The organism is Enterobacter sp. ENT03 (assembly GCF_019218745.1).
GTDB lineage: Bacteria > Pseudomonadota > Gammaproteobacteria > Enterobacterales > Enterobacteriaceae > Enterobacter_D.
The window spans coordinates 161635-179504 of the sequence record NZ_JAHUXA010000002.1; the positions used below are offsets into that span (position 1 = coordinate 161635).

Below are 17870 nucleotides of genomic sequence, written 5' to 3' on the forward strand. Positions count from 1 at the left end.
ACCTGCGCGCCCGGCTATTAACGGCGTTCGCGCAGTGCGGCAATATCCCGTGGCGTGGTCCGGCAGCAGCCGCCGATCAGTTTCGCCCCCGCCTCTATCCACTGTGGCAAATACCCCGCTAAGGTGTCACAGGTATCGCTATGCGAATGCCACGCTTTAGTCACGGCATCATAGGTTTCACCGGAATTAGGATAGACCACCAGCGGCAGCGCACTCAGGCTTTGCAGCTGTTTCAGCGCGGCGGTGGTGCGGTTAAGCGCAATACAGTTGATACCCAGCGCCACCACCTGCGCACTGGCTGACAGCGTTTCCACCACCTGCGCAAGCGGCGTGCCATCGCTTAAATGCTGCTCATCACGTAAGGTAAAGGAGAACCACGCCCGCGCCTCGGGATAATCCGCCAGCAGCTCCACCAGCGCCGCTGTCTCGGCAAACGAGGGTAAGGTTTCACAGGCCAGCAGATCGGCGCCTGCCTTCAGCAAGGCTTCAATGCGCGGGCGATGAAAGGCCTTAAATTCAGCGGCGCTGCGCGTGTAATCGCCGCGATACTCAGAACCATCCGCCAGATAAGCGCCGTAAGGACCGACGGAACCCGCCACCAGCAGCGGGCCTGCATTTGGGTTTTCCGCAAGACTGATGTCCCGCGCCGCTATCGCCAGCGCCACACTTTTCTCAATCAGCGCTCTCGATTGCGCCTCCGTCAGTCCGCGCGCGGCAAAGCCCGCCGGGGTAGCCTGATAACTGGCGGTAATGGCGATCTGCGCCCCCGCACGGAAGTAGTCCAGATGAACGTCCTGAATAAGGTGAGGATTTTCCATCAAGACTTTGGCAGACCAGAGGCTATCGGCAAGGTTGCAGCCGCGCGCTTCAAGTTCAGTAGCCAGCGCGCCATCAAGCACGACAAAAGGCTGGCGTTCAAGCAGCGCGGTAAGGGGATTAATCTGCGGCATAGTCAGCCTCCTTCGATGGGGTTTTATGGGTCAGAAAATAGCTGGCGTAGCAAAGGGCCACAAAAGGCACCCCGCACCAGAGCGCAATGCGCTGATCGGGATCGAACGCCAGACCGATACAGGCGAGCAGGCACAGCAGGAAGCCGAGCACCGGCACCAGCGGATACCAGGGCGCACGGTATTGCAATGCGGCGAGCGGCTTACCCGCCTGAATGTGGCGGCGACGAAAGACAAAATGAGACGCGCAGATGCTAAGCCACACGGCCACCACCGCGAAGCCAGAAATGGCGCTGAGCGCAACGAACACCGTATCAGGCGCAATGACGCTGGATAACAGCGCCAGCAGGCCGCCGAGCATGGAGACAGACAGCGCCACCAGCGGCACGCCGTTTTTATTCACGCGGGCAAAACAGCGCGGCAAGGTTTTTTCGTTGGACAGCGACCACAGCATACGACCCGAAGCATAAAGCCCGGAATTGGCGGCAGAAAGAATAGCGGTCAGAATGACAAAGTTAAAAATATCTGCCGCATAAGGAATGCCTATCTTTTCAAACACCAGCACAAACGGGCTTTTCTCAACGCCTGCCACGTCCATCGGGATCAGCGCCGCGAGCACAAAAACGGTGCCGATAAAAAACAAAATCAGGCGCGCGATAGTGGCGCGGATCGCTACCGGAATAGCCTGATGCGGGTTTTCCGTTTCACCCGCCGCGATCCCGATAAGCTCCGTGCCGGAGAAAGCAAAATTGACCGCCACCATGGTCATCAGAATGGGCAGACCGCCGTGCGGGAACCAGCCCTCGCTGGTGAGGTTGGTCAGCCCCGGCGCAGGCGATCCGTCTTTCAGGCTGATAAACCCGAAAATCACTCCACAGCCTAAGATAATAAAGACCAGAATGGTGGCGACTTTAATCAGCGAAAACCAGAATTCCCCTTCGGCGAAAAAGCGCGTGGAAATGGCGTTAAGGGAAAAGATCAGGGCGCAAAACAGGGCGCTCCATATCCACACCGGCACATGCGGGAACCAGTACTGCATACAGAATCCGGCGGCGGTAAAGCTCGATCCCAGCGCGACGGTCCAGGTGAGCCAGTACAGCCAGGCCACGGTATAGCCGGTAGCCGGGCCAAGATAGCGCGCGGCATAGACATGAAAAGCGCCGGTGACGGGCATCGCCACGGAAAGCTCACCCAGGCACTGCATCACCAGCCAGACGACCAGCGCCCCAATCAGGTAGGCCAGCAGCGTGCCTGCCGCGCCGGTGGTCGAAATGATGTATCCCGTATTAAAAAATAACCCGGTACCAATCACACCGCCCAGCGACAGCATGATCAAATGCCGCGTCTTCATGGTGCGCCTTAGCTCTCCGCTCTGTGGTTCTGTTTGCATATCACCTTCTAAACGTATGGATGTCTATATGTCTACATGCCGTTATTTATAACGTGAATGTTAACAAAAGACCAGCATCACGCGCAGACAGCAGGAGCATGGGCTCCTGATGAACGGTTGGCTGCAAGATAGTGAAATTTTTCGTGGAAGCGGTGAATAGTTAAAAAACCAATAAACAACAGCCCTTGTTTATTTTTACGCGGTTATGAATTGATAAACCTCGCAAATAAAATAGCAATGATAGGTCTTTATTATTTTTTGAGATATTTTATTAGCCCGATCTTACCGCATTTATTTATGCATAAATCGGTGAAAGCGAATCGCAACGCCGCCAGGATTAATCTTATAATCAGGATTAATGATTTATCTTTCCGTGCGTTTGCTAATAAACCTCTATTCTTAAATTGCACCGCAATCTCTTAATAAAACTCTACTTACTGCTGGTTAAACCGAGCGGTTTCCAAATTATTTGTCAATTTTATTTTTCATTCACCTCCCGTGCTGGCATGAAAAGTATCATTGCGGAGGCATGGTTATGCAGGTGTTCAAATCGTTCTGGCAGGCGGGGTATGAGGGTGCCGATCATATCACCCGAAATAATGATGCGCTTTCAATGAATAATGCCACGGCCCATGATAAAAAACATCCGCAGGATTATCAGGCGCTCGCGCCATTTCAAATAAAAACCGTCAGGGAAAGCGTTGGCTGGCGGTTAGTGGAAAACGAACAGGGTTACGACTTTTCTTCCGTCGCCGAAAAAATGGCATCAGCAAAAAAGAATGACGTTCAGATTTGCTGGACGATTTGTCATTACGGCTGGCCGGAAAATATAGCGTTCTTTTCCGATGAATTTATTTCGCGCTTCGCTCGACTGTGCGGCGCGCTGGCGGAATTTCTGCGTCCGTATTACGACGAGGCGCCGGTTTATTCCCCGGTCAATGAAATTTCTTTTACCAGTTGGGGGATTTCAGTGGGGCTATTTGCCCCGTCCCTCAGTCTGATCGACCCGACCGGTATTCACAGCAAACGGCAGTGGGTTCGTGCCGCCATCGCCGCCAGCGACGCCATCTGGCGGGCCGATCCACGGGCACGCATTTTACACTGCGATCCGATTATCCATCTGGTGCCCGAGGACGACAGCGCCGAAGCACAGCAACGCGCCAGCGACTGGTACGGCGCGCAGTTTCAGGCCTGGGACATGCTCGCCGGACGTCTGGAGCCGGAGCTGGGCGGCGCACCGCGTTATCTGGATCTGATAGGCGCGAATTACTACCACAACAATCAGTGGGAAAGCGAAACCAACCGTCGCCTGTGGTGGCATCTGGGGGATAGCCGCCGCAAAAGGCTGCACAGCCTGCTGACAGAACTCTGGCTGCGCTACCAGCGTCCGATCCTGCTGGCGGAAACCAGCCATGTGGGCAGCGGGCGGGGCGCCTGGATCACCGAAACGGCTCGTGAAGTGGCGCAGGCACAAATTGCCGGAGTGGAGATACTGGGGATCTGTCTTTACCCGATCATTGACCGTCCGGACTGGGAGGATCTTACCGTCTGGCATCGCAGCGGATTATGGAGTATCGACCCCGCAGGGAGTGACCCTTTTGCACGTCAGCTTGATCCGGTCTATGCCGGGGCGTTCAACCGCGCCCGGCAGATGCTCGATCATTTTCAATGTTTATTCAGCATGGCGCACAGGGCCTGCCAGGAGAGAAAACCGATGAAAAGAATCTACGTTTTTAGCCATCTGCGCTGGGATTTTGTTTTTCAGCGCCCGCAGCATCTGATGACCCGTCTGGCGGAACAGTACGCGATATTTTTTATCGAAGAGCCGGTCTTTTCCGCTGATGAATCCGCGTTGACCCTGAGCCAGCCTGCGCCGAACGTGACCGTGGTGAAACCGCATACGCCGTCGCCGGTGAGCGGTTTTCACGACGGGCAGATCGAGTATATGCAGTCGCTGCTGGCGGAAATTACCGAGGACGACGAAACGCCGATCGTCTGGTTTTATACGCCAATGGCGCTGCCGCTGCTGAAAGTGTTTTCCCCGGCGCTGGTGGTCTACGACTGCATGGATGAGCTGGCCGCGTTCGAACACGCGCCACGTCAGCTGCTGCAACGTGAATCCGCGCTGCTCGCACGGGCAGACATTGTTTTCACCGGCGGGCCGAGCCTGTATGCAGCGAAAGCCGGGCGGCATCATAACGTGCACTGTTTTACCAGCAGCGTTGATGCCGTGCATTTTGAGCAGGCGCTGGATCGCGCTAACCATCACCCTTTACAGGACGCTATTCCCCATCCGCGCCTCGGATTTTGCGGCGTGATCGATGAACGTATGGATCTCGGGATGATCAGCGCGCTGGCGGATGCGCATCCCGACTGGCAGCTGGTGATGGTCGGGCCGGTGGTAAAAATCGATCCGGCTACGCTGCCGCAGCGGCACAATATTCATTACCTCGGCATGCAGCCTTATCAGGCGCTGCCGCACTTTCTGGCGGGCTGGGACGTGTGTCTGATGCCTTTTGCGCTGAACGCCTCCACGCAGTTTATCAGTCCGACCAAAGTGCTGGAGTATATGGCCGCGCAACTGCCGGTGGTCAGCACGCCCATCACCGACGTGGAAAAACCCTATGGTCACGTAGTGGCGATTGCCCGCACGCCAGAGGAGTACGTTCGCGCCTGTGAGGCCGCACTGGCAATGAACGAGGCGACCCGCCAGAACCAGCAGCAGGTGATGCAGGGTATTGTGGCGGCGACCTCATGGGATCACACCGCGGAAAATATGCACCGGCTGATGGATGATCTGCTGTACCGCACGCCGCCGGAACGCGACCTCAGCGCCACGGCGGATGTCGCCGTTGAGCTTAACGACGCCTCCGTATTACGCCTGACGCCGCCGCATCCTACTCCCGCGGTGTCCACCCGTTGCCTGATCCTCGGGGCAGGGCCGACAGGGTTGAGTGCGGCCTTCCATTATGGCGAAGGCGCAACCCTGCTTGAGCGCAATGCTAGCGTCGGCGGACTGTGCCGCTCCATCGAAGACCAGGGATTCACCTTCGATTATGCCGGACACATTATGTTTTCCGAGGACAGCTACGTGAAGGCGCTATACGACATGCTGCTCGGCAGCAACCTGCACTGGCAGGCGCGGGAAGCCTGGGTATATACCGATGGGATATACACCCGTTACCCTTTCCAGGGCGCGCTGTATGGCCTGCCGCCAGGCATCATCAAAGAGTGTATTCTCGGCGCGGTAGAAGCCCGTTATGGGGTAGCATCGACGGCGAAAACCGTCCCGATCCACAGTGATAAAGACGCTGCCAGTTGTGGAAGCAACAGTGCCGGTCAGGTCGTTGATTGCTGTGCGGATGGCAGCATCCCGGACCTCAGCAGTAACGACAGCGTGGAGGTCGGCACGCCGCAGGACAACTTTGAAAGCTTCATCTATAAGACGTGGGGCGCGGGTATCGCCAGGCACTTTGCCATTCCGTACAACAAAAAACTGTGGACCGTGCCGCTCGCCGATATGGAAACCTCCTGGCTGGGCGGGCGCGTACCGCTGCCGGATCTGGCGCAGATCATCGAAGGTGCGCTGACGGAAAAGGGCAAGCCGATGGGCCCGAACGCTTTCTTCGGTTATCCGCTGAAAGGGGGCTTCCAGGCGCTGATGACGGCATTTTTACCCTTCATTAAAGGCACGGTAGAAACCGGGGCGGACGTGAAGCGTATCTTTGCCCGACAACATCTGGCAGTGCTGGCGGATGGCAGGCAGTATCGCTATGAGCAGCTGATCAGCACCATGCCGCTGCCGCAGCTGATACGTATCATGGGTGATGAAGTGCCTCAACCGGTGCGGGATGCCGCGAACGGGCTGCGGCATGTGTCGGTGCGCTGCGTCAATCTGGGGATTGGCCGGGCAAATCTGACCGATAAACACTGGATCTATTTTGCCGGCCGAACGGTATTCCACCGTATTTTTGTTCAGGGCAACGCCAGCCCGCACTGCAATCCGCAAAACGGCTTTGGTCTGACCTGCGAAATAAGTTATTCGCCGGATAAGCCGCTGCCGGAGCAGGGACAGGCGCTGATCGACAGATGCATCCGGGAGTGTATTGAAGCGGGCATTTTCAATGCAGACGATACTATCGTGACCGCAAACCAGGTGGATATTCCCTGCGCCTATGTCATTTATGATCACCAGCGCAAAGAAAATGTCGAAACCGTCAGAAAGTGGCTGTTATCCCGTGACATTATTCTTTCTGGCCGTTATAGCGAGTGGGAATATTATAATTCCGATCATGCTTTTATTGCCGGCAAAGTCGCCGCGGAAAAAGTGAAAAACGCCGAATATCGCCATTCAGGCTTATAAGCGCATTCAGCAGCGGGCTGGTGACAGCCCGCTGCTGTGGTGGAAATCAATTAAGCCGCTTCGCTATATCACGATAAACCATTATTTAGAACAACCTATACCGTAATCATTAATTATTACGTGCGGCGTTTCGTTATATTTGTTGTGGTGTGATTTAAGATAATTCCAGGCGCTACTGGCACGAATAATATAAAGCCTTTTATATTTGCATCTCGGCTGCCAGCCACTATAGTTAAATAGTGCCTGACGGGGAAATACTTCCCCAGCTTTACCAAACCCATTGAGGTATTAATTATGACTCAGCAACGTGGCGGTTCCGGTAACTTCTCTCAAGATCGTGAACGCGCATCGGAAGCAGGGAAAAAAGGCGGCCAGCAAAGCGGCGGCAATTTTAAAAATGACCCTGAAAGAGCCTCTGAAGCCGGTAAAAAAGGCGGTAAAAATAGCCATGGCGGCGGGCGTTCTTCCTGATTGCCCATGAGATAACCGGTATTCTTTCATTTGTTGACGTAAATAAATACGTTAAAAATTAAAGAATCGGTACTGGCAATCCTGCACTGACGTGTGGGGTTGCCATTTTATTTTGTGGAATAGAGTAAAAAAATAAATAAGAAAGGTTTTTAAATTTACGCTTTGAATTCTTCAAGCAGCATTATGGCGCCTGCCATTGCATAATTTGCTGCCTGTAATAATACCGCTTCGCTGTCACCTTCAAATTTTTTACACTGGGTGTAGGTTTGTGCGCCCGGTAATTCCCAGGCAAACCATATTGTTCCGGCAGGCGTTCCATCTTCCCCGCCATCAGGCCCGGCATACCCACTGACGGCAAGCGCCACATCCGCACCCGAATGCGCTATCGCGCCGGCCGTCATTTCAATGACGGTTTGCTCGCTTACTGCGGTATGGGTTTCAATCGTTTTCTTCTTCACGCCGAGCGTAGTGATTTTTGCTTCATCCGTGAAGGTCACAAATCCGCTGCCATAAAAAGCAGGGGTATCTTTTGCTGCACACAATGCAGAGGCGATCTGCCCGCCGGTACAGGATTCGGCAGTCGTCAGATATAATTTCTTTTCCGTCAGTAAGCGACCTAATTCATTCGCAATAGACGCCGAAGGCATTGTCATAACAAACTCCTTAACGGAGCGAGCCCGGAATAATATCCGGGCTCGCTCAGAATGCGTTGAAAAAAATTAAACGTCTTTTTTCGCGGCGTTATTTTCAATCGGTTCAGCAACTGCACCCAAATCGGTGCCGGTGACCGGGTTGATTGAAGGATCAGACTGCGTGCGCTTGATCATCGCCAGCAGATCGCTCTCCTGCTGCGGTGGCAGCGTGACCGAAGCCTTGCCGTCGCCGCCGTCAACCGCGGGTTGTGGATCTGCAACATAATTGAAGTTCTCGTCGCTGTTCCAGCTACCACGAACGTCTTCACCTTCCGACATATTGAAGTAAGTGTTCGCATACTGCTCAATCGGCGGCAGTTTACCCGGCGGGAAGTTATTGCGGATCGAGTACAGGGCTTTTTCGAAAGACATCTGGTGCGCCACTTCGCGCGTCATCAAAAAGCCCAGCGCATCTTTAACACCGGGATCGTCCGTCAGGTTGATCAGACGTTCATAGATGATTTTCGCACGCGCTTCAGCGGCGATATTAGAACGGAGATCCGCAGTAGGCTCGCCGATGGTATCGATATACGCTGCTGTCCAGGGCACGCCTGCGGAGTTGGTCAGCGGAGTACCGCCGCCGTACAGCAGAGAGGTGATATGACTGTCATTACCGCGACCGGTCAGGGAGCGATACAGCTCTGCTTCTTTTTCCGTGCCTTCAGCCAGTTCGCCTTTGGCACCTTTGTTCAGCATACCGACGAGTGTACCGATGATTTCGAGGTGGCTTAACTCTTCAGTCGCAATATCCAGCAGCATATCTTTGCGGCCTGGATCGTCATCACTCAGACCCTGGGTAAAATAGCGGCAGGCGGCAGCGAGTTCGCCCTGCGGACCACCAAACTGCTCAAGTAAAAGGTTAGCGAGGCCTGGGTTAGGCTCTGCTACACGAACGGTGTACTGTAATTGCTTCACATGTCTAAACATAATTTCCTCTGTCTTATCATCGTCGCCCGAAGGCGTGGTCTGCGCCGGTTCTCAGTGGAAAAATTACTTTTTAGCTTCGGTATCTGGCATTGCAGAACGGATCATGAATTGCTCGGTGACGTCAGGAATATGGGTGATGCACCATTCGGCCATCGCTTTTTCCTGTTCCAGGATTTGTGCAAATACGCGGGCGCCTTCTTCATCACCAGCCAGTTTTGCAGCGGCGATCAGCGAGGTATAACAGGCAATTTCGAAGTGCTCGAACACATAACCACTGATAGCGCCTTTCACAACTTCGTCAGGGGTCATCATGCCGCCGACAGCCTGGCCGAGGGCGGCCATTTTGCTCATCGCATCTTTTACAACAGAGTTGGATACACCATTGCGTTCAATGACCTGATCGAGCAGAACTTGTTGCTGACGAGTTTCTTCGATGTGCTGCACAATGCGGGCTTTCAAATCGGGGTAATGCTCCAGGCGGTCTGCCATTTTCGACAGCATAGACTCAGCTTGTTTTTCCATTGCATGAGCATCACGTAACCAGTCATGATAATTTTCCAGATGAGTCATATTACTTTCTCCTGATATAACATCGTTGTAGGCCATATATACGGAAGGAAAATGCTATCTTCACCATCATAATTTCCCACCGCTACAGGTTTATCGGACACGCTAAAAACAGCGAAACATAATAATTATTATGTTTCGACGTTTTCGTTAATTTTCTTGCTGGTAGTTAAGCGTAGCACAAGCTTCATTTGGCGCTAACTTAATGCAAATATTTTTTGTAAATCGGGAGTTTTCATGAATAAGTATTAGTGTTTGATGGGAAAGCAGAAATCCATCCTGCATAATATATCCAATATCCCTTTTCTTGGTTATTTAGTTGCTATCTAAAATTTGTACATAAGACTAATCCTGAACGCTTGCATAAATTTTTCGAGCAAGTCTTTCTTGACACTATTTAATATCAGGCCAGGCTTAATAGTGTATTTGGAATTAAATCGCTGGAATTAATGGCATTCCGATAATTATTTACGCTTCATTACAAAGCAGTATTTAACTGCCTTAACAGATGTAATACAGGAGGGCACGATGAAATATATGATGAACCCTATGGCTGGCCAAAAAGACGATCCTTCTGAAGCGCCGGAATCAGGCGATAAAACAGATGCCGATCCGAAGAAGAAGTGATGTCAGTCTGCTGAAATAGCGCATAGCGCACTATTCCAGTAACTGATCAATCGCAGAAGGGGAAAACCAACGCTTAGCGGCAGGTTTTCCCCTTTTATTTATTGTGCAGAAGGCTTTACCTGCGGCGTATTTTCAAGCCGACGTATCGACGGGGTGAAGCAGGCTGCGACGGTGGCGATAACAATAGCCATTGCCGAGGCCAGTAACACCTTGCTGGTGCCGTAGTTCGCTGCCAGGGGACCCGCCGCCAGCTCACCCACCGGGATGGCGACAAACGAGCCTAGGGCATCATAGGCGTAAACGCGGGCGAGCTTGTCTGGCGGAATATGCGTCTGTAGCGACTGCGCCCATGACACGCCAAATAATCCAAAGCCGATACCCGCCACCAGAAATGCCGCCATCAGCAGCGCAGGCGAGGGCAGCAGGCTGAGGAACGCTACCGGCAGCGCGCACAGAGTAGTCAGCATCACCCCAATAAACAGATCACGCCGTGGCCGCCAGCGAAGGGCAATAAATGACCCGACGATCAGGCCGATGCTCTGCGCGGCAATGATAAATCCCCAGTTTGCCCGTCCAAATGTGGCATCAGCCACCACCGGACCAAGCACCATTACGATGCCGCTAAAGGCCGCGTTAACGATGGCGAACTGCGCCACAATCGCCCATACCCATGAGCGGGCAATGAACTCGTTCCAGCCGTCGCGCAGATCCTGCAAGATATTGGATGACGCGCCCTCTGCGGGTTGCGCAGCGATGCGGGTCAACAGATATAGCGGTGCGGCAGCAGCAAACCCCAACGCATCCACCGCCAGCCCCCAGCCCGGCCCCATGACACTGGTCAGCATGCCGCCCAGCGAGGCGCCGATAACCGTACCGCCGTAAATCCCCAGCTGGATAAAGGCGTTGGCTTCGCGAAGCGCGGGCGCGGGCACCGTTTGCGGCACCATGGCAGAAGATGCAGGAAGCGCGATACCGGCGGCCGCGCCGTTAACCGATCCCAGCACTACCAGCAGCGTGAGCGTGGCTGAGCCATCCAGCACCGCCCACGCCACCAGCCCCTGTGACAGGGCAGCGACCACCGAGGAGGAAACCAGCACCAGGCTGCGGGAGTAGCGATCCGCCAGTACGCCGCCAATCAGCAGAAAGGCAACGTTAAACAGCGAACGCGCCGCCACGACGATCCCAAGCTCGGTGGCAGTGCCGCTCATATCCAGCACCGCAAACGCCAGCGCAATAGGCGCAATGCCGTTACCTAATACGGTGAGCAGGCGGGCGAAAAACAAATTTCGGAACGGCGCGTAATAAAAAGCTCGCCGGGAACGCGGCGCGTGGCTGTTCGCCGTCATAGTTTGCGTCCGGCGTTAAGCTGGCTGGATCGCGCGATAAAGCTCGCAGCACACATGCTGATGTCCTCTTTCGTGTCAATGGCTTACCCTGGCCTGTAGCGGGTAAGGGTGCATTACACTACTCTGCACAAGGGCGAATGATCAACTGCCCAAATTCGACGGTTACCGAGACGGCTGCCCCCGTGGGAAAGCCCGCTTCGGCAAGCCAGTTGCCCTGCAGGGATAAACTGGGATGCACACTATAACGCCGTGGTATTTTGGTTTTACGCTCCTCATGACGCCTGCGCACATAGCCCACCGTGATACGCCGCAGTGCTTTCGACACTTTTACCTCTGAGGCTAACGATTTCCCGCTCATACTTCACTCCTTTGCCGTTTACCGGCTGTTAAAGACGGCCTGCACTACTGGTTAAATTAACAGTAATTTATGGCAAGGCAAGAGGAGGAATTGCGAGGCGGCTTCCAGATATACAATGCAAAAATAGCAACACGTTTCATTCGTTGAAGAATATATCGTGAAATAACGTTTTTCTTATTTTACTCATGCAAAAGTGCGAGTGAATTTATATCTATGTCTTATATTTAAATGACTATTTAAGAGGGACGACGATGAACATACCCGCACTGCCCGCAAATGAAACTGAACGTCTCAAATCACTCTATATGATGGATTTGCTGGACAGGAAAGATGATGAGCGTTTGTCCCGTCTGACCCGGGTTGCGAAAGCGACCTTTAACGTGCCCATTGCGCTGATCTCGCTGTTGGATCGGGATCGTCAGTGGCTAATCTCACCGATTAACGAAAATATGCGGCAAACGTCGCGTAACGTCTCTTTCTGTGCCCATGCCATTTTGTTGCAGGGAATATTAATCGTCAAAGATGCCCATAAGGATGAGCGTTTCGCCAATAACCCATACGTGACGGGAGCGCCCTTTGTGCGCTTTTATGCCGGTTGTCCGGTCCATTTACCTGATGGTTCCATTGCCGGTACGATTTGCATTATTGATACCAGGCCCCGGGATTTCAGCGCCGATGAAATTAATCTACTGCTTGATTTGGGGGCGGTGGTGGAAGATGAGTTTTTGATCATCAGTCAGGCGATGACCGATAAGCTGACTGAGTTGCCCAATCGGCGCGGTTTTTATCGCCTCGCGGATAAACGTTTTAAAGAGATGACTCGCGCGCAAACGCCGTTCAGCCTGCTTTATTTCGTGGTGGAAAACTTACAGTCGATTAATGACATCTGGGGTCATGCCGAAGGGGATAACGTGTTGCGCGGATTTGCCCGTAGTCTGGGCAGTTGTGCGCATAAAGAGGATATTTGTGGCCGGGTGGATGGCAGCGCTTTTGCGGTACTGGTACAGCATAAAAACGACCATGATGCCGACGCGTTTCTGTTCAAACTGCAAACCAAAATCGATGAGTTTAATCTCAACGCAGAGAATAAATATCACATCAATTATGCTTATGGCCTGCTGGAAAATAACGCAGAGAAATACAGCGACATTATTGAAATGCTGGAGGACAGCGATACGGTGATGTATTCAGAACACCGTAAGAAAAAACAGCGCTAGGCTGCGTATTATCGCCAGTTTGGCGCACGGGCAAGACCACTTTTTGCAGGCTTACTGATGGGCATTTCATCTGCCCATTTGGTGGCCTCGGTAATCATTTCGGCAACGATACCCCGCGTCAGGCCGACCTTTTTCGCTTCCAGACTCGCCTCTTCCCATTGGCGGTTTTCATACAGCTGCGCCAGATTCACCAGCTGATAGAGCATACCTTTGCGCTCCTGCAAGGCAATGCGCACGTCGGCAGAAATTACCACTTGCTCAATCAGTTCTTCCTGGGGAATTTCCAGAATCACGTCCAGCAGTGAAAACAGCCCGACCATAAAAGCATCATTTGAGGAGTGGATCCCCAGCAGGCGGTTGGCCGCTAATTCACAGAAGCGGGCGCGGATCAGGCTTAAATAGTAGATCTCGTTGGTATTGGCGCTGTTAAATGAGGTCAGGCAGGCGACTAAAACAAAGCGGCGCAGCTCGGTAACACCCAGATAAACCACAATATCTTTAATTGACTGACTGCGGCTGCCGCGAATACCCCGCGCGTTGTATAAAATGTTCTGCGCGTAACGCATGATTTTGAACGACAGGGCAATATCACGCTTAAGTAATTCTTCAATCTGGATAAGATCCGGCGATTCAGCGTTAACTTCCTGAATTAGTTTCAGGGCAATAATCTGGTTCTGAATGATTTTTTTGCTTTTGAAAATAACCGGTTTACTGAAGAAATGTCCCTGGAACAGGGTAAAACCCATATTTTTGCAGGTTTCGAATTCTTCGATAGTTTCTACTTTTTCTGCCAGGAACTGGGTTTCCGCAAGCATAGTGCGGTGGTGCAAAATATAGGACTGAATTTCCTGCAAGGTACTTTCGCGCACGTCGAATTTAATAATGTGCACGAAAGGGAGAAAAGCATTCCAGTTATCGCTCAGGGAAAAATCATCCAGCGCGATGCGAAACCCTTTTTTATGCAGTTGCTTTACCGATTCCAGCAGACGCGGATTAGGCTCTGCTGTTTCCAGAATTTCGATAATCACCCGATCTTTAGGCAGCGTTTCCGCCAGCCCTTTGATCAGCAGCTCATAGGGAAAATTAACAAACACCGCGCTGGCCGCGCTCTGCCGGTCGGTGGGGACGCCGAGGAATTGTTCTTCAATAAGCTGAGCGGTCGCTTGTTCAGGCGAAACATTGGGAAACTGGTTGGTCATGCTATCCCTGAAGAGCAGCTCATACCCGAAGGTATTGAGATTTTCATCAAAAATGGCCTGCCTTGCGACAAAAGAAAACATTCTCCATCCTCACCCGTAACCACAGTTAGTCGCTGAAAAAATTCACAACCAATTTAAGTTTAAGACAGGCGCCATTTTGCTGCCTGCTGGCGTCATTTGTAAAGTTTAGTCACAGTAAGTTGATGAGATTTTTATCGTTTTAAAACAATAAATTGACATTAATAACGTTTTTACGCTGCCGGAGGCGTCTGGCGCTCGCCGGCAGGCGCTTAATTTATGCCCGTCGCCCGGCGATCCCGCCAGCCTGCGATGATAAACGCGAGAATAAAGACGACGGTGAAGAGTACCACAATGGTTGGCGCGGGGGCGCTGTCCAGCCAGAAAGAGAGATATACTCCTGCAAAAGAGACGACCGCGGCCAGTATCACTGCCAGCCACAGGGCATGGGCGAAACGACGGGTCAGCAGCACGGCGATCGCGCCGGGGGCGATGAGCAGTGAAATCGACAGAATAATGCCCACAGATTTCAGCGTGGCAACGATGGTCAGGGCAATCATGCACAGCAGGCCATAGTGCAGTAAGCCGGTATTCAGCCCACAGGCTTTCGCCTGCTGCGCATCAAAGGCGTGCAGTAAAAAATCCTTCCATTTTATCAGCATTATCAGCGCCACCCCGGCGGCGATCAGGCTGTTTTGCAGGATGTCGGCCAGCGCGACGCCCAGCATATCGCCAAATAAAATATGGTCGAGATGCACTTCCGACTGGATGGAAATATAGAGGATCAATCCCGCGCCAAACATGCCGGAGAAGACAATGCCCATCAGCGTATCGCGCTTAATGCGGCTGTTATCGTCGAGATAACCGGTGGCGATGGCGCAGAACAGCCCGGCGATAAACGCGCCGATGGCGACCGGTATACCGATGAGCCACGCGATCACAACGCCAGGAAAGACGGCATGACTCATGGCGTCACCCATCAGCGCCCAGCCTTTCAGCACCAGAAATACTGACAGCAGGGCGCAGGGCACGGCGACAATCACCGAGATCGCCAGCGCGTTGACCATAAAATCAAACTGGAAAGGTTCGAACATTATGCCGCCTCCTGGCTGGACAGCCGCGCCCGACGGCGGTTCGCCAGCAACCCATGTTTGGGCGCAAAGACAAAGGCCAGCAGAAACAGCAGCGTTTGCGCCACCACGATAATGCCGCCCGTTGCGCCGTCGAGATAATAGCTGACCCACGCGCCGAGAAAGCTGGTGATGCTGCCAATCGCCACCGCAATTGTCAGCAGGCGGGGGAAGCGGTCGGTAAGCAGCCACGCGGTCGAACCAGGCGTCACTACCAGACAGATCACCAGAAACGCCCCCACCGTTTGCAGCGCAGCAACGGTCGACACCGACAGCAGCGTAAAGAACAGCAGCTTCAGGCGCGCCGGGTTCAGGCCAATAGAGCGGGCATGGTTTTCATCAAAAAAGGTCACCATCAGGTCTTTCCATTTCAGAAACAGAATGACCAGCGAGACGATGCCAATAATGGCGAGCTGGATGACGTCTTCCGGCGCAATCGCCAGAATATTGCCCAGCACGATGGTCTGAATATTTACCGATGTAGGATTGAGCGACACCATAAACAGGCCGATGCCGAAAAACGACGAGAAAATAAGGCCGATTATAGCGTCCTCTTTCAGCCGCGAGCGCTGATTGAGAAACAGCATTGCGCCCGCCGCCAGTCCACCGGATAAAAACGCGCCGAGCGAGAAAGGCAGGCCGAGCATATAAGCCCCGGCGACGCCTGGCACAATAGAGTGCGAGAGCGCATCGCCGATCAGCGACCAGCCTTTGAGCATCAAGTAGCAGGATAAAAACGCGCACACGCCGCCCACCAGCGCCGACACCCACATGGCGTTAAGCATATATTCGTAGCCGAACGGCTCCAGTATCCAGTTCACGGCAACTCTCCTTCGGCGGGAGGACGGCGGGAAATAAAAGGCCGCTCATCATCGGTAATAATGTGTTCTTCGCCGCCGCTTAACACCACGTGACGCAGCACGCCGCTGAACGCCTGCTCCAGGTTTTCCGCGGTAAAGGTGGTTTCTGTTGGCCCGCTCGCCAGCACGGTGCCTTTGACCATCACCGTGTAATCGCAAAACTCCGTTACCGATCCTAAATTGTGCGTCGAGACCAGCATGGTGCGGCCCTCATCACGCAGCTCGCGCAGCAGTTCGATGATTTTCGCTTCCGTCTGCACATCCACGCCGGTAAAAGGCTCATCCAGCAGAATGACCTGGCCGTCCTGGGCGATAGCGCGGGCCAGAAACACGCGCTTTTTCTGCCCGCCGGACAGCTCGCCAATCTGCCGGTGACGAAATTCCAGCATCCCCACACGCGCCAGCGCAGCGTCCACCGCCTGGTGATCCTGCGCTTTCGCCCGGCGCAGCATGCCCATATGCCCATAACGACCCATCATGACCACGTCTTCCACCAGCACCGGAAACGACCAGTCCACCTCTTCGGCCTGTGGCACATAAGAAACCAGATTTTCCCGCAGCGCCTGTTTGACCGGGCGCTGGAGGATGGCGATCTCACCCTGCGCCAGCCGGACAAAGCCCATCAGCGCTTTAAACAAGGTGGATTTTCCCGAGCCGTTAATGCCCACCAGCGCGGCAATGGAGCCGCGCGGCACGCTAAAACTGGCGTCGCGCAGAGCGGTGTGTCCGTTGCGATAAGTGACGGTAACCTGTTCAATGATCAGGCCCGGCGGTTGATTTTGTCTGGCCTGATTCATTTCTGTGCCTCCACACCCTGCTGAATGCCTTTCACCAGCGTTTCACTGGTGACGCGCAGCAGATCGAGAAAGGTCGGCACCGGGCCGCTGGCTGCACTCAGGGAATCGACGTACAGCACGCCGCCATACAGCGCGCCGGTTTCCCGCGCCACCTGCTTCGCCGGTTTATCCGATACGGTGCTTTCACTGAACACTACCGGAATGTGATGCTGCTTGATCGCGTCGATCACTTTTCGCACCTGCTGCGGCGTACCTTGCTGATCGGCATTGATCGGCCACAGATACAGCTCTTTAAGGCCATAATCCCGCGCCAGATAGGAGAAGGCTCCCTCGCTGGTCACCAGCCAGCGCTTATCCGCAGGCAGTGTGTCCAGTTGCGCGCGCACCGGGGCGAGCGCGGCCTGGATCTTCGCTTTATAGGCGTCGGCATTGTGCTGGTAGGTCTGCGCATTGGCAGGATCGTATTTCACCAGCGCATCGCGAATATTATCCACGTAGATGAGCGCATTTTCGGCAGACATCCACGCATGCGGATTCGGCTTGCCGTTATACGGCCCTTCACTGATACCCATCGGTTTCACCCCCTCCGATACCACCACATCCGGCACGCCCGACAGATGCTGATAAAACCGCGCGAACCACAGTTCCAGATTCAGTCCGTTGGAGAGGATCAACTGCGCACCCTGCGCGCGCTTAATGTCGCCGGGCGTGGGCTGATATTCGTGGATCTCCGCGCCCGGTTTGGTGATCGAACTGACCTCTGCCGCATCCCCCGCCACGTTTTGCGCCATATCGGCGATGACGGTAAACGTGGTGATGACCTTAAATTTCTCTTTGGCCTGCGCAGGGGACAGGGCAAACAGCGAAACGAGTGCAGCGGCGAGCAGTAATCTCAGGCGTGACAAGTGCGGCATGGTATCCCTCATGAACGAGTGGTTAATAATACAGCGAATATAGCCTT

The 17870-nt window shown here is 53.7% G+C and carries 16 protein-coding genes; 4 read left to right on the forward strand and 12 right to left on the reverse strand.

Annotation, left to right across the window (positions count from 1 at the left end):
- Nucleotides 1-17 precede the first annotated feature (17 nt).
- Nucleotides 18-950: a homocysteine S-methyltransferase gene (gene mmuM / locus KW828_RS05685; RefSeq protein WP_218335493.1), complete on the reverse strand. Its 933-nt coding sequence runs from the start codon at nt 948-950 to the stop codon at nt 18-20.
- Nucleotides 937-2337: an S-methylmethionine permease gene (mmuP, locus tag KW828_RS05690; protein ID WP_218335494.1), complete on the reverse strand. Its 1401-nt coding sequence runs from the start codon at nt 2335-2337 to the stop codon at nt 937-939. The genes mmuM and mmuP overlap by 14 nt, the downstream gene beginning before the upstream one ends.
- A gap of 535 nt (nt 2338-2872) precedes the next feature.
- Here mmuP and KW828_RS05695 point away from each other — a divergent pair.
- Together KW828_RS05695 and KW828_RS05700 are read left to right on the forward strand one after the other, a co-directional pair.
- Nucleotides 2873-6700, forward strand: a complete 3828-nt coding sequence (locus tag KW828_RS05695; RefSeq protein ID WP_218335495.1) for an NAD(P)-binding protein — start codon at nt 2873-2875, stop codon at nt 6698-6700.
- Nucleotides 6701-6994: 294 nt separating this feature from the next.
- On the forward strand, nt 6995-7171 hold the full coding sequence (locus KW828_RS05700) for a general stress protein (protein WP_072569992.1): 177 nt from the start codon (nt 6995-6997) through the stop codon (nt 7169-7171).
- Nucleotides 7172-7326: 155 nt separating this feature from the next.
- On the opposite strand, the gene KW828_RS05705 is transcribed toward KW828_RS05700, so the two are convergent.
- From KW828_RS05705 to KW828_RS05715, 3 genes are all read right to left on the reverse strand, one after another.
- Nucleotides 7327-7824, reverse strand: a complete 498-nt coding sequence (locus tag KW828_RS05705; protein WP_218335496.1) for a 2-oxo-tetronate isomerase — start codon at nt 7822-7824, stop codon at nt 7327-7329.
- A gap of 66 nt (nt 7825-7890) precedes the next feature.
- Entirely contained in the window at nt 7891-8790 is a 900-nt protein-coding gene (locus KW828_RS05710) for a manganese catalase family protein (protein ID WP_218335497.1), read from the reverse strand.
- Between the two features lie 63 nt (nt 8791-8853).
- Nucleotides 8854-9360, reverse strand: a complete 507-nt coding sequence (locus KW828_RS05715) for a ferritin-like domain-containing protein (protein ID WP_218335498.1) — start codon at nt 9358-9360, stop codon at nt 8854-8856.
- A gap of 525 nt (nt 9361-9885) precedes the next feature.
- Between KW828_RS05715 and KW828_RS21860 the strand changes: the two genes are divergently transcribed.
- Nucleotides 9886-9984 carry a hypothetical protein gene (locus tag KW828_RS21860; protein WP_088221483.1) on the forward strand — a complete coding sequence of 33 codons (99 nt, stop codon included), beginning with the start codon at nt 9886-9888 and terminating at the stop codon, nt 9982-9984.
- Between the two features lie 98 nt (nt 9985-10082).
- Here KW828_RS21860 and KW828_RS05720 read toward each other — a convergent pair whose 3' ends face one another.
- Nucleotides 10083-11330 (reverse strand): MFS transporter, encoded by a 1248-nt coding sequence (locus KW828_RS05720; protein WP_218335499.1) that lies wholly within the window; start codon nt 11328-11330, stop codon nt 10083-10085.
- Between the two features lie 118 nt (nt 11331-11448).
- On the reverse strand, nt 11449-11688 hold the full coding sequence (locus KW828_RS05725) for a SymE family type I addiction module toxin (protein WP_218335500.1): 240 nt from the start codon (nt 11686-11688) through the stop codon (nt 11449-11451).
- 251 nt (nt 11689-11939) lie between these two features.
- On the opposite strand from KW828_RS05725, the gene KW828_RS05730 reads away from it, so the two are divergent.
- On the forward strand, nt 11940-12905 hold the full coding sequence (locus tag KW828_RS05730; protein ID WP_218335501.1) for a diguanylate cyclase: 966 nt from the start codon (nt 11940-11942) through the stop codon (nt 12903-12905).
- Between the two features lie 8 nt (nt 12906-12913).
- Here KW828_RS05730 and KW828_RS05735 read toward each other — a convergent pair whose 3' ends face one another.
- The 5 genes from KW828_RS05735 to KW828_RS05755 all read right to left on the reverse strand — a co-directional run bounded on the left by KW828_RS05735 (nt 12914) and on the right by KW828_RS05755 (nt 17823).
- Nucleotides 12914-14185, reverse strand: a complete 1272-nt coding sequence (locus KW828_RS05735) for an EAL and HDOD domain-containing protein (RefSeq protein WP_218335502.1) — start codon at nt 14183-14185, stop codon at nt 12914-12916.
- Nucleotides 14186-14394: 209 nt separating this feature from the next.
- Nucleotides 14395-15216: an iron/manganese ABC transporter permease subunit SitD gene (sitD, locus tag KW828_RS05740; protein WP_218335503.1), complete on the reverse strand. Its 822-nt coding sequence runs from the start codon at nt 15214-15216 to the stop codon at nt 14395-14397.
- Complete coding sequence (sitC, locus tag KW828_RS05745) at nt 15216-16073, reverse strand: iron/manganese ABC transporter permease subunit SitC (protein WP_218335504.1); 858 nt, start codon at nt 16071-16073, stop codon at nt 15216-15218. The genes sitD and sitC overlap by 1 nt, the downstream gene beginning before the upstream one ends.
- Nucleotides 16070-16909, reverse strand: a complete 840-nt coding sequence (locus tag KW828_RS05750; RefSeq protein WP_218335505.1) for a manganese/iron ABC transporter ATP-binding protein — start codon at nt 16907-16909, stop codon at nt 16070-16072. Before KW828_RS05750 ends, sitC begins: the two co-directional genes overlap by 4 nt.
- Nucleotides 16906-17823, reverse strand: coding sequence for a metal ABC transporter substrate-binding protein (locus tag KW828_RS05755; protein WP_218335506.1), 918 nt, complete (start codon nt 17821-17823; stop codon nt 16906-16908). Before KW828_RS05755 ends, KW828_RS05750 begins: the two co-directional genes overlap by 4 nt.
- Nucleotides 17824-17870: the final 47 nt, after the last annotated feature.

What these genes read in the sequence shown, in the direction of transcription:
- KW828_RS05705 (WP_218335496.1), bottom strand. Translation starts at nt 7,824, where the DNA reads ATGACAATGCCTTCGGCGTCTATTGCGAATGAATTAGGTCGCTTACTG.
- KW828_RS05710 (WP_218335497.1), bottom strand. Translation starts at nt 8,790, where the DNA reads ATGTTTAGACATGTGAAGCAATTACAGTACACCGTTCGTGTAGCAGAG.
- KW828_RS05735 (WP_218335502.1), bottom strand. Translation starts at nt 14,185, where the DNA reads ATGTTTTCTTTTGTCGCAAGGCAGGCCATTTTTGATGAAAATCTCAAT.
- KW828_RS05750 (WP_218335505.1), bottom strand. Translation starts at nt 16,909, where the DNA reads ATGAATCAGGCCAGACAAAATCAACCGCCGGGCCTGATCATTGAACAG.
- KW828_RS05700 (WP_072569992.1), top strand. Translation starts at nt 6,995, where the DNA reads ATGACTCAGCAACGTGGCGGTTCCGGTAACTTCTCTCAAGATCGTGAA.
- mmuP (WP_218335494.1), bottom strand. Translation starts at nt 2,337, where the DNA reads ATGCAAACAGAACCACAGAGCGGAGAGCTAAGGCGCACCATGAAGACG.
- KW828_RS05730 (WP_218335501.1), top strand. Translation starts at nt 11,940, where the DNA reads ATGAACATACCCGCACTGCCCGCAAATGAAACTGAACGTCTCAAATCA.
- KW828_RS05725 (WP_218335500.1), bottom strand. Translation starts at nt 11,688, where the DNA reads ATGAGCGGGAAATCGTTAGCCTCAGAGGTAAAAGTGTCGAAAGCACTG.
- sitD (WP_218335503.1), bottom strand. Translation starts at nt 15,216, where the DNA reads ATGTTCGAACCTTTCCAGTTTGATTTTATGGTCAACGCGCTGGCGATC.
- KW828_RS05715 (WP_218335498.1), bottom strand. Translation starts at nt 9,360, where the DNA reads ATGACTCATCTGGAAAATTATCATGACTGGTTACGTGATGCTCATGCA.
- mmuM (WP_218335493.1), bottom strand. Translation starts at nt 950, where the DNA reads ATGCCGCAGATTAATCCCCTTACCGCGCTGCTTGAACGCCAGCCTTTT.
- KW828_RS05720 (WP_218335499.1), bottom strand. Translation starts at nt 11,330, where the DNA reads ATGACGGCGAACAGCCACGCGCCGCGTTCCCGGCGAGCTTTTTATTAC.
- KW828_RS21860 (WP_088221483.1), top strand. Translation starts at nt 9,886, where the DNA reads ATGAAATATATGATGAACCCTATGGCTGGCCAAAAAGACGATCCTTCT.
- KW828_RS05695 (WP_218335495.1), top strand. Translation starts at nt 2,873, where the DNA reads ATGCAGGTGTTCAAATCGTTCTGGCAGGCGGGGTATGAGGGTGCCGAT.
- KW828_RS05755 (WP_218335506.1), bottom strand. Translation starts at nt 17,823, where the DNA reads ATGCCGCACTTGTCACGCCTGAGATTACTGCTCGCCGCTGCACTCGTT.